This is a genomic window from Ohtaekwangia kribbensis, from assembly GCF_042676245.1.
Classification (GTDB): domain Bacteria; phylum Bacteroidota; class Bacteroidia; order Cytophagales; family Cyclobacteriaceae; genus Ohtaekwangia; species Ohtaekwangia kribbensis.
Genome location: NZ_JBHTKA010000001.1, coordinates 845641 through 857504 on the forward strand (window position 1 = coordinate 845641; position 11864 = coordinate 857504).

Consider the following 11864-nt stretch of genomic DNA (forward strand, 5'->3'; position numbering starts at 1 on the left):
TATTTTATGGGCGGGAAGAATAAAACTAATCTGTCTTCCGTCTTGTTCTCTGCGTACCTCAAATCAAACGTTCAATGTCGAAACCGAAAGTTACTATTGGCCATGTTTTTAAAACCATTGTATGGCCCCGCAGAAATCTTTTGTTTGTTGGTCTTATCCTCATTGTTATCAGCCGCATCTCCGGCCTTGTTCTACCGTGGGCGAGTAAATACCTGGTTGACGAAGTGATCGCCAAGAAGAACATCACCATGCTATATTATCTGCTGGGCGGTGTAGTGGGTGCTATCATAATACAAGCAGTAACATCTTTTCTGCTCACCAAGTTACTGAGTGTTGAAGCGCAGCACCTTATATCGGTGTTACGGGTAAAAGTTCAGAAACAGATTCTCAGACTACCGGTGCGTTTCTTCGACAACAGCAAATCGGGTGCGCTCGTATCGCGCATCATGACGGATGTAGAAGGCGTACGCAACCTGGTGGGTACCGGCCTGGTACAACTCGTGGGTGGATTGCTCAGCGCAGTAATCTGCCTGGTGCTGTTGATCAACATCAGCCCGATGATGACGCTGTATGTATTATTGCCCGTTGCCATATTTGGATTTATATCCCTGCAGGCGTTTAACAAGATACGCCCTATATTTCGCGAACGCGGCAAACTCAACGCAGAAGTTACCGGTCGCTTAACGGAAACACTCAACGGTGTTCGCGTTATCAAAGGTTTCAATGCCGAAGCACAGGAGATCAAAACATTTGAGGCAGGCGTTGAAAAACTTTTCCTCAATGTAAAACAAAGTCTCACTTCTACGAGTCTCGTTACTAGTTCAGCAACGTTTCTCTTAGGACTCGCCAGCACAGGTATTATGGGGATTGGTGGGTATATGATCATCCATGGTAACATGACCTTCGGAGACTTTCTTTCCTTCACGCTGTACCTTGGTTTTATGATCGCTCCTATTGTGCAGATGAGTAACATCGGCAGTCAATTGACCGAAGCGTTTGCCGGGCTCGATCGTACGGAAGAGATCATGAACATGACACCGGAAGACGATGGCATCACGCGCACCATGAAGATCGGCACGATCAAAGGCGATATAGCTTTTAACAACGTGTCGTTTGCGTATGACGAAGGTAAATCTGTTTTGAGAAACATCAGTTTCTCTGCGCCTAACGGTACCGTTACGGCCCTGGTGGGTACATCAGGTTCAGGCAAGACAACCATTGCCGGACTCGCTGCTTCCTTCCTGAATCCGGAGAGCGGTACTATTACGGTAGATGGTGTTGATCTCGCGAAAGTTTCGCTGGACAGTTACCGGAGTCAGTTGGGAGTTGTATTACAGGACGACTTTCTGTTCGAAGGAACGATTCGTGAAAATATACTCTTCCCACGCCCGGGCGCTTCTGAAGAAGAATTGCTGCAGGCAGTTCGTGCTGCCAATGTCGATCAGTTCACGGATTCATTCGAGAAAGGACTCGATACGGTTATTGGCGAACGGGGTGTAAAACTCTCCGGTGGACAGCGCCAACGTGTTGCTATTGCACGTGCTATACTGGCCAACCCGCGCGTTCTCATTCTCGATGAAGCGACATCTAATCTTGACACCGAATCAGAATCGTTAATACAGGACAGTCTCAGCAGACTGATGAAAGGCCGCACAACCTTTGTGATCGCGCACCGGTTAAGCACCATCCGCCAGGCCGATCAGATCCTGGTAATTGAAGGAGGCGAGATACAAGAGCTCGGCAAACACGAACAACTTATTGAAAAGAAAGGCCGGTACTTCGAACTATATACCTATCAGGCCAGAATATAAAAGCAACGATCTTACCTGTCATTGCTATTTATAAAGAGAGAGCGTTTCAATACAACGACTCTCTCTTTACATATAGATCATATAGGTGGATTAACGAATTATAGCTCCCCTCGTAACCTCACCGCTACCATCCTGCAGCCAGCAGCCTTCCCCTCAATCTATCTTGATCACAATCTTCCCAAAGAACGTGCCTTGCTGCATGTATCGGTACGCTTCCTGTATCCTATCCATCGGGAATACCGAATCAATAACAGGTTTCAGCTTTACAGTCTCAACAGCTTTCAGCAGTGCTCTGAAATTCTCAACACTTCCCACTGATATACCGCGCAGGGTTGCGTTGGCCGGCACCGTGTCATATATATTAAACGGTACTACAGCACCGGAGAGATTTCCCGTAAGGCCTATAAATCCATCGGCTTTAATCGCGTAAATAGATTTGGTAAGCGTGTCCGTTCCTACTACATCGAGAATAGCGTCAACGCCCTCCCTATCCGTCAAACGCCTTGCTTCAACATGCCAGTCGGGAGTCTCGCGATAGTTGATCACTTCATCGGCTCCGAGCGCGCGAAGCTTCTCCAGTTTTGCAGGTGAACCGGACAGCGCAATAACCCGCGCCCCGGCTGCTTTAGCGAGCTGCAGGGCAAAGATCGATACACCACCAGACCCTTGTGTCAGCAGTGTTTGTCCGGGTTTTAATCGCGCGTATTCGAATAGTCCGGTCCAGGCTGTGAGTGCTGCTATCGGCAATGTAGATGCTTCCTCTGCTGAAAGTATATCGGGTGTACGCACGAGCGCAGTTTCAGGAATGGAAATATACTCTCGCAGTACACCGGGATGTTCGAGACCGGTGCGACTTAAGAATAACTCAGGTGTTTTGCTTCCGCTGATCCATTGCTGAATGAAATGTGTAGTGACACGATCACCTTTTTTCCAACGGGTTACGTTGCTTCCGGTAGTTTCCACGGTGCCCGAGCCATCGGAACAAGGAACGTGTGGCAACGGAAGTTGAGGATTATACTGCCCGTTGATCACCATCAGGTCGAGGTAATTTAACGATGCAGCTTCTATCTTTACCAGCACTTCATGAGGGCCGGGCGTTGGTTTCGGAGTGGATGTGATTTTTAAATTTTCAATTCCAAATTTGTCTGATTGAATGGTCTTCATAAAAATTGCGTTACATAATGAAGCAAACTAACATGACGGTGAAGCCGCTATCAAGTATGCACTTTTTGGTACCCTGCGCACCAAAAGGATACTAACGGTGATAATCAGTCAGAAAAAATTTTCAGGTATATGAAGAAGCAAAAAGACACTGCACCTCAATGCTCGGTTGACTATGGTTTTCAACGCATCGGAGGTAAACATAAGGGCCGGATTCTCTGGCACCTGGGCGAAGGGTTGCTGCGCTATGGCCAGCTGCGAAAAGCCGTTACCGGTATAACACCCAAAATGCTGACGCAAGCCTTACGGGAACTGGAAGATGACGGACTGATAACACGCCATGAGTATATAGAACTTCCGCCACGGGTGGAGTATCAACTTACCGGCAGTGGTCATGAGCTTATACCGTTCATCAAGCTGTTAAGCGATTGGGCGGAGAAAGAAATGATCCGCCACAACATTCCGCGCATGCATGATGTAAAGAAATGTGCAACGGGTATACCGGAAGCTTCTGCCGATCGTTCTACCGGTGTACTGGTGTAGCTGAACGATGCTATATCTGTTGATGTCTGCGAGCATACAACATGGCCAAAAGCTTTATTTTCAGCTATATTAACGCGATCTATACACGCAGCGTACGCAGGAAGACGTGCGAGTAACGAACTATAGTCTTGTTCCGCTGAATGTATTTACCGGCATGGATAACCGAAGTAAAACGCACCGCTATAGCGCATATCCATACCTGCTGCAAGGTATACACCATGCTACATGAAGAGATATATTTTGAATAAAATCTATATATTCCTTCAGAAGTAAAAAGATTATTAACTAACTTTTCGGTACCTAATACATAACATTCACCGCTATGGCAAAAAAAGCAAAGAAAACATCTAAGAAAGCTGCTAAAAAAACAGCGAAGAAAGCTGTTAAGAAAGCCGCTAAAAAAGTTGCCAAGAAGGCAACAAAGGCGGCAAAAAAGAGCGCTAAAAAAGCTGCGAAGGCTCCGAAGAAAGCTGCTAAAAAAGCAGTGAAGGCTGTTAAGAAAGCCGCTAAAAAAACTCCGAAGAAGGCAGCTAAAAAATCATTTACCAGCAAAGTAGCAACCAAGGCGAAGGCCGTTAAGAAAGCTGTAACCGAGAAGGCTGCAGACTTATCTGCTGCTGCTGTAGAAAAAGCTGTAGAGCTTAAAGATGCAGTAGTAGAAAAAGTATCATCTGTTGTCAGCGCTATTGAAGAGAAAGCAGCCGAAGTAAAAGAAGCTGCTGAAAACAAAGTTGATGACGCCCAAAAAAATCTCTTCAGCGGTAATTGATCTTTATCCTGAAAAAATCAGAAGAGCGATGGTATCTCCTACTATCGCTTTTTGTTTTTAGAACTTTCACCTTCCCTTCTGCTCGTATGAAAACATAGACAGCCATAACTCGCTACAACCTAAACCACCATGAGCCCAAACCCAATTGTACTATCCATCCCGATCTTCTTTTTATTGATCGGCATTGAATTGCTGATCGAACGCTTTACGCATCAAAAACTTTACCGCCTGCCCGATACCATTGCCAACCTGAGCTGCGGCATTACCCAGCAACTCTCCGGGTTGTTTCTGAAGATATTCGCAGTTGGCGCTTACCAGTATTTATTTGAACACTACACGCTCTTCACCTGGGAGCGTAACGCACTATACTGGCTTGTACTTTTCCTGCTGGTTGACCTCTCTTATTACTGGGCTCATCGTATGAGCCACGAGGTAAATCTGTTCTGGGGTGGTCATGTTGTGCATCATCAGAGCGAGGAGTATAACTTGTCGGTAGCGCTCCGTCAAAGTTCATTGCAAGTAGTGTGGACGTTCGGCTTCAGTCTTCCCATTGCCTTCTTTGGATTTGAAACACTCGACTTTGTATTGATCTCTTCACTCAACACACTCTACCAATTCTGGATACACACCGAGACGATCGGTAAACTCGGATGGTTCGAATATATCTTTAACACACCGTCTCATCATCGCGTGCATCACGGTCGTGATCCGAAGTATATCGACAAGAACCACGCAGGGTCGCTCATCATTTGGGACCGGATGTTTGGCACCTTTCAGGCTGAAGAAGAGAAGCCCACCTACGGCATTACCAAACCGCTTAACAGCTGGAATGCCGTGTTTGCCAACGTGAGTCATTATGTTGATATGCAAAAAGATCTGCAGCGCATTCCGAAATGGAGCGACCGCATCCGCTACCTCTTTAAAAAACCGGGGTGGCTCCCCGACTATCTTGGTGGCTACCGCGCAGCACCGGCTGTTGATAAAGCCGCGTACCGGAAATACGAAACTCCTTCCGGTCTGTTATTAACCAGCTATGTGCTCTTTCAATATGTACTTTGCCTGGCGGGCACTGCGTTGTTTCTATTCAGTCAGAAGCAGGCCGATGGAAGTGATCGTTTTACAACAACAGAAAATCTGTTTATTACTATCCTCATCTCGGTTGTGGTTGTAAATTGCAGCGTGTTATTTGAAGGACGAGCGTGGGTAAAGCGGACCGAGTGGTTCCGCATCGTTTTATACCCAGCCCTTCTGATAGTAGCGGTGTACCTTAATACATGGCCTGTGTGGCTGTACGGTGTGGGTGCGCTATATTTTATAATTTCAGCAAGCTGGTTTTATTTTATTTGTACGCATGAGAAGTCTTAGTGTTGGTTGTCTGCTGGTATGCCTGATGTGCCTGTCGTGCAGAAAGCCGTTACCGGAATTGAAAGGTATTGAAACGGAAGTATGGATGAATGACAAGAACGGATGCAGCGGTGCCCGTGTTACCTCCATCGAAACACTGAAAGAACAGAAGGCTGCATTGCTCGGCCTGAGTGAAATGGAAATTGTACAGGTTCTGGGTAAACCTGATCGTAACGAACTCTACAAGCGTAACCAGAAATTCTACTACTATTATCTGCAACCTGCACCCGAGTGCGAGCAACATTCTGACAGTGCTTTGAGACTGGCCATTCGCTTTAACGCGATGGGTCTTGCCAAAGAGATCAGCGTAGAGTAACATTCTCTCTACGCACCGGATTTATCCGGTATATTTCGCCTCTTCAAGTATATATAGTACTATATATAGTACATAACAACCGAACGATTTCATTCTATAACAGGGACGCTATATTTCGTCCTGATACCGCATTAATATCTTCTTCCATTCGCTTGGAGCAATGCTTTACAACCCGCTACTTTTAGCCGGTATCAATTAAAAACGTTGTGATAAAATCAGTACTTATAGCATGCCTGACATGTATACCCTATACTATATTCGCACAAAGTGCCTCTACACAAATGGGTGCTCGTGCGCAGGGCTTAGGCCTTGCTTCTGCCGCACTCACCGATGAATGGTCTGTTTTCAATAATATAGGTGGTCTTGCGAAAGTAAATCAGATTACAACGGCCTGCACATACGAAGCGCGACCCGGTATAGCGGCATTTAACACCATGGCTGCTGTTGCTATATTACCGGTATCCTTCGGAGTTACCGGTATAGGTATATTTCGTTTTGGCGATGACCTCTATAACGAACAAGTTGTCACGGCCGGTTTCAGCAACACGTTTGGTCTGGCTTCGCTCGGTATACGTTTAAACTATATACAATACCATGCAGAAGGTTTTGGAAATAAAGGTGTATTGAGTTTAGGGTTTGGTGGTATTGCAACCTTATCGTCAGCGTTCTCGGTCGGAGCCTATATTTCCAACATTAACCAGCCGACACTTTCGGAAGACGATGAGCGGCTCCCCACAACACTCACGGTAGGTATAGCTTTTACGCCTACTGATAAACTGCTGGTAACATCCGAGCTGGAGAAAGACCTGGAGTATACCCCGGTGTGGAAAGCCGGACTTGAATATGAGTTCTATAAAAAATTCTGGTTTCGTACCGGGGTTAACCTGAAACCCAATGCTGCGTTTGTCGGACTCGGCTTCAAGCCCGAGAAGTTTCGCATTGACTATGCCTTTATGCAAAACACCGAACAGGGAGCACGTCACCAGGCTACCGTTGCTTACCGTTTGAAAGCGAAACGTCCATGAGATATTTACTGCTAATGTTGTTTATGTCGGGAACGCTACTTGTGTTCGCGCAGGACGCTGTTGATGGTGAAAATGTTTTTCAAAAGATCGCAGACGACCTCTACGGTGCACAAGATCTTGACCTGAATTACGAAGATCTCTACGATAATCTTGCACAGCTTCTCGCCCACCCGCTTGATGTTAACGAAGCCACGGATGAAGAACTTCGCTTTCTCAAAATCCTGAGTGAAGAGCAAATTAAAAACCTGCTGGAGTACCGGCTTATAAACGGATATTTACTTTCAGTCTATGAATTGCAGGCTGTGCCGGGATTCGATCTGGTTACCATTCAAAAGATAACTCCTTATATACAGGTTCGGGATCCGGCCTCCACCATTAACCGCTCGCTTTGGCAACGGGTAAAAGATGAATCTGATAATTACTTCATCATGCGCTATGAACGCATGTTACAAACCAAAGCAGGCTTTCGATCGGAGACAGATGCCGATAATCATTTTAAAGGATCGCCTGATAAACTCTCGGTTCGCTTCCGTTCAAGCAGGCCGGGTGATTTCAGTTTTGGATTTTCAGCCGAGAAAGATGCTGGTGAACAAATGACCTGGAATCAATCGCGACATCAATATGGATTTGACTATATATCTTTTCATGCGCAGTTGCAAAACAAAGGCAGGCTGAAGAACCTTGTTATCGGAGACTTTCAAAGCCAGTTTGGACAAGGACTGATGATCGGAGGTATATTTGGGATGGGGAAAGGGGGAGAAACCATCACGACTGTACGCAGAAGCAACATCGGCCATTTACCCTATACATCGTTTTCCGAAGCAGGTAACCTGCGCGGCATCGCTGCTACATTGGAAGTTTCCCGAAATATATACTGGTCAGGGTTCTTCTCGAGCACCAAACGCGATGCACAGGTTAGTGATAGTATACAGGAAACATCGATCATATCTTCGCTGATCACTACCGGACTACACCGAAACGAAAAAGAACTGGCGAAACGAGCTGCGACAGGTGAACAGAATTTAGGAAGCGTTATCCAATACAAAACCCAGCGAATGGATGCCGGTATACTCTACAACCAGATTGTGTATGACCATGCCGTAGCAAAGACTGCCACACGCTATAACCAGTTTATATTCAGCGGAACGCGCAATGAAAATATAGGGAGCTATCTGAATTATACACTTCGTAACGCAGCGTTCTTCAGTGAGTTTTCACATTCGCTTCATGGCGGCAGCGCGTATGTAGCGGGTGTTCTCTGGAATATGGCTCCGCGTGTTGATCTCGCTTTACTCTACCGGAATTTCGATCGGGCGTACCATGCGTTCTATTCCAACGCATTTGCTGAAGGGAGTACGACACAGAATGAACGCGGCACATACTGGGGTTGGAAATATACCTTTCACCGCAGGCTTAATGTTACCGGCTATATAGACCTGTTTCAGTTTGCGTGGCTACGCTATCGCATCTATACTCCCTCTGACGGGCATGAGTGGTTGGTGCGGGTCAATTACCAACCTTCACGAAAGACTACGCTGTTCGCACAAATTCGTGAAGAGGCAAAGGTTCGGAATATAGCATCACCGGCATCAACGCTTTACACAACTGATCGGGGCAGAAAGTATAATTACTGGATCAGCAGTGACATTGGTGCATCCGATCATGTTCGTTTTAAAACACGGTTGCAATTCAGTTCTTACTCCATTCATCACCAGACAACCCGCGGCATGGTGTTGATACAAGACATTCGTTTCAACATGCGAAAACTCGAAGTTACTGCGCGGTATGCGTTGTTTGATACCGATGACTACGACAACCGGCAATATGTATATGAGAATGATGTGTGGCTCGCGTTTTCATTGCCAGCCTATTATGGCAGAGGCATCCGCCGGTATATACTACTGGAGTATAAACTCAATTCGTACGTAAGTTTCTGGGTCCGCTATGCAGACACACAGTATACCGACCGTGATGCGATTGGTTCGGGGGTTGATAAGACGGACGGCTCTGTGCGCAGCGATCTGAAATTTCAGACACGCATAAAATTCTGAACGTTCGAACGTTCTCACAAACATCTTTGTATTTTGTCACACGATGGAAACGCTAATCGAAATACTGGGCTGGATCGGCTCGTTTGAAGTTATTATTGCTTATGGACTAAACAGTTATCAACGGTTGCGGTCCGACACGTTCCTGTTCTATTTTCTGAACATCACGGGAGGTTTACTGCTCATTATCTATTCTATTTATAAAGGTGCGTTTGCCAATACGTTCATCAACGTGGTGTGGGTTATTATTGCCATTCCCGCAGTCATAAAATTGCTTCGAAAATCAAAAAGATAATTGTTATTTGCGCCCCATCCTGGGTTATAGATCGTGGAGGCAGCAAAGAAAAATATTCAAGTTCAGAAATGGGTGGCGGTACTTTCGGTATCTCTCCTGATTGTCAAAGTGATCGCCTATTACCTTACGCATTCGGTAGCCATTCTCACCGATGCACTGGAAGGTATTGTTAACATCGTGGCCGGCTTTATTGGTTTGTATAGCCTCTACGTTGCAGCCAAGCCCCAGGACGAAGATCATCCGTACGGACACGGCAAAGTTGAATTTATATCGGCTGCCCTGGAGGGCAGTCTCATTTTTGTCGCCGGCATTTTCATTATCTACAGTGCGATCATCAACCTGATTCACCCCAGGGAACTTCACAAGCTCGACATCGGTATGGGCCTGATCTGCATAACAGCCTTGCTCAACTATATCATGGGAATGATCTGTATTCGTATCGGCAAGCGCAACAATTCCATGGCCCTGCATGCCAGCGGTAAACATTTACAGTCAGACACCTATACAACGCTGGGTATAACAGCCGGATTGATCGTAGTGTATTTCACAAATATACTCTGGCTCGATAGTGTAGTGGCGATTGTGTTTGCCCTCATCATCATGCGTACCGGGTATAAAATTCTGCGCAGCTCGCTGGCGGGTATCATGGATGAAACGGATCGTGATCTGTTAATAAAAATGGTAGGATTGCTGAACAGTAATCGTAACTGGAACTGGATCGATCTGCACAACATGCGCATCATCAAATATGGCAACCAGCTGCACATGGATTGTCACCTTACTGTGCCGTGGTACCTCAACGTAAACGAAGCTCACCTTGAAATTGATAAACTCACCGGACTGGTACGCGATCGTTTCGGCAGCTCCGTTGAATTCTTCATCCACACCGATGGCTGTCTCAAGACCTCATGTCCCATCTGCGACAAAGGCGACTGCCCCGTACGCCAACACAACTTCGTAAAAAAGATCACCTGGACGGTGGAGAATATCTCGGAGAATAAGAAGCACTCTTTGAAAGAGAGCTGCGACCCGTGAGCTACGAGCTGCCAGAAGGCTTACTGGCTGCAAGCTGCTGGCTTCAAGGTAGAGTAAAACTGCTATCGTGTTTACTCCTAATGACGATATATACTCACTTATTACCGGGGTACCAACAACTCTAAATTAAGATACTCCTCCTGCAACCAGCACCTTGTAGCCAGCGACCTTTCCTTTGTCTCTCGCGCGAGTCACAGCTCAAAGCTCGCAGCTATTTCTCATTATCCAATCTCAATGACTACATCATCCGTCAACGGGTGGCCTACGCAGGTGAGTACGTAGCCTTCGGCACGTTCGGATTGTGAGAGTCCCTCTTCTTCATCGAGTTTTACCTGCCCGCTTAATGCTTTACCGCGGCAAGCTGTACACAAGCCGCTCTGACATGAATATGGAAGATCGATTCCCTGGTCGAGCGCGCTTTGAAGTATAGTATTGTTGGGCTCTACCTGTACTTTGTATTCCTGGCCATCGTAGCGAATGGTTACTTCGCGTGCTTTGACATCACCGGTGGCCGCGGGCTTCTCCTCTTTTTTATCAAGTATACCTTGCACAAAGCTCTCTTTGAAAATTTTCTCTTTTGGAATCTTATGTACATCCAGTAATGTCTCGACATTCTTCATCATGCCTTCCGGTCCGCACATCAGGTATGTAGTTTTGTCGATGCCCCAGTTCGGAACACGCTCGAATAATTTTACAAGCATCTCGTGGTTCAGTAAACCCGAATATCCCTGCCAGTTCATCGGAGCGTTGTCGAGTACATGTATAACATGCAGGCGACCTTCATATTTCGTCTGCCATTTATCAAGTTCATCGCGGAAGATGATGCTGTCTATATCGCGGTTGCAATAGATCAACGACACAATGCTGTCAGGCTCTTGTGAAAGTATACTCTTGATGATGGAGATCATCGGAGTTATACCGGAGCCACCGGAGAACATTACGATGTGGCGCTTGCCTTTTACATCGTACTCTGTTGTGAATTGTCCCATCGGTTCCATCACCTTCAGCGTCTGCCCTTCTTTCAGATTATCCGGCAACCAGTTCGACATCAATCCCTGCTCCACACGTTTTACCGTTACGGCCAGGTCTTCATCTACAAACGGTGAGCTGCACAATGAATAGGCCCTGCGCACTTCCTTGCCTTGTACGTTGGCGATCAGCGTTAAAAACTGCCCTGACTTATACCCTATATTTTTTCCCGAAGGTTGCTCGAATACAATAGTGATGGCATCCTTCGTTTCGTTAATGATCGACTTGACCTTGAGGTCGTAGTAGTGCGGTCCGCTGTGTGTGGTTTCTTCCTTCTTCGGTTCCTGCTTGGATTTCTTAAAAAAACTAAACGCCATTCTCTTAATCAGTTATGTAGTTATACCCGGCCTTTTGAAGACCCAGGCAGCGATAAAATATAATTCTTAAAATATAATTCCTTCACCACAAAAGTAGTTAGGATTCTTCTT

Annotated in this window: 12 protein-coding genes; 9 read left to right on the forward strand and 3 right to left on the reverse strand. The window is 46.2% G+C overall.

What is annotated here, in order from left to right; translation table 11 throughout:
* Positions 1-74: 74 nt before the first annotated feature.
* Entirely contained in the window at positions 75-1811 is a 1737-nt protein-coding gene (locus ACFQ21_RS03350) for an ABC transporter ATP-binding protein (RefSeq protein ID WP_377574831.1), read from the forward strand.
* A gap of 153 nt (positions 1812-1964) precedes the next feature.
* Here ACFQ21_RS03350 and ACFQ21_RS03355 read toward each other — a convergent pair whose 3' ends face one another.
* Entirely contained in the window at positions 1965-2975 is a 1011-nt protein-coding gene (locus tag ACFQ21_RS03355) for a zinc-dependent alcohol dehydrogenase family protein (protein WP_377574834.1), read from the reverse strand.
* A gap of 129 nt (positions 2976-3104) precedes the next feature.
* On the opposite strand from ACFQ21_RS03355, the gene ACFQ21_RS03360 reads away from it, so the two are divergent.
* Complete coding sequence (locus ACFQ21_RS03360; protein ID WP_377574837.1) at positions 3105-3515, forward strand: winged helix-turn-helix transcriptional regulator; 411 nt, start codon at positions 3105-3107, stop codon at positions 3513-3515.
* Positions 3516-3594: 79 nt separating this feature from the next.
* On the opposite strand, the gene ACFQ21_RS03365 is transcribed toward ACFQ21_RS03360, so the two are convergent.
* Positions 3595-3735, reverse strand: coding sequence for a hypothetical protein (locus ACFQ21_RS03365; RefSeq protein WP_377574840.1), 141 nt, complete (start codon positions 3733-3735; stop codon positions 3595-3597).
* A 102-nt stretch (positions 3736-3837) separates the two neighbouring features.
* On the opposite strand from ACFQ21_RS03365, the gene ACFQ21_RS03370 reads away from it, so the two are divergent.
* The 7 genes from ACFQ21_RS03370 (at position 3838) to ACFQ21_RS03400 (ending at position 10407) form a co-directional block, all read left to right on the forward strand.
* Complete coding sequence (locus ACFQ21_RS03370; RefSeq protein WP_377574843.1) at positions 3838-4284, forward strand: hypothetical protein; 447 nt, start codon at positions 3838-3840, stop codon at positions 4282-4284.
* Between the two features lie 129 nt (positions 4285-4413).
* Positions 4414-5649 carry a sterol desaturase family protein gene (locus ACFQ21_RS03375; protein ID WP_377574845.1) on the forward strand — a complete coding sequence of 412 codons (1236 nt, stop codon included), beginning with the start codon at positions 4414-4416 and terminating at the stop codon, positions 5647-5649.
* Positions 5636-6004 (forward strand): hypothetical protein, encoded by a 369-nt coding sequence (locus tag ACFQ21_RS03380; protein WP_377574848.1) that lies wholly within the window; start codon positions 5636-5638, stop codon positions 6002-6004. Before ACFQ21_RS03375 ends, ACFQ21_RS03380 begins: the two co-directional genes overlap by 14 nt.
* A 206-nt stretch (positions 6005-6210) precedes the next feature.
* Entirely contained in the window at positions 6211-7029 is an 819-nt protein-coding gene (locus tag ACFQ21_RS03385) for a hypothetical protein (RefSeq protein ID WP_377574851.1), read from the forward strand.
* Entirely contained in the window at positions 7026-9080 is a 2055-nt protein-coding gene (locus ACFQ21_RS03390) for a ComEA family DNA-binding protein (RefSeq protein ID WP_377574854.1), read from the forward strand. Before ACFQ21_RS03385 ends, ACFQ21_RS03390 begins: the two co-directional genes overlap by 4 nt.
* 43 nt (positions 9081-9123) lie before the next feature.
* Positions 9124-9372 carry a CBU_0592 family membrane protein gene (locus ACFQ21_RS03395; RefSeq protein ID WP_377574857.1) on the forward strand — a complete coding sequence of 83 codons (249 nt, stop codon included), beginning with the start codon at positions 9124-9126 and terminating at the stop codon, positions 9370-9372.
* A gap of 33 nt (positions 9373-9405) precedes the next feature.
* Positions 9406-10407 carry a cation diffusion facilitator family transporter gene (locus ACFQ21_RS03400; protein ID WP_377574860.1) on the forward strand — a complete coding sequence of 334 codons (1002 nt, stop codon included), beginning with the start codon at positions 9406-9408 and terminating at the stop codon, positions 10405-10407.
* A gap of 221 nt (positions 10408-10628) precedes the next feature.
* On the opposite strand, the gene ACFQ21_RS03405 is transcribed toward ACFQ21_RS03400, so the two are convergent.
* Complete coding sequence (locus ACFQ21_RS03405; protein WP_377574863.1) at positions 10629-11753, reverse strand: 2Fe-2S iron-sulfur cluster-binding protein; 1125 nt, start codon at positions 11751-11753, stop codon at positions 10629-10631.
* Between the last annotated feature and the right edge of the window lie 111 nt (positions 11754-11864).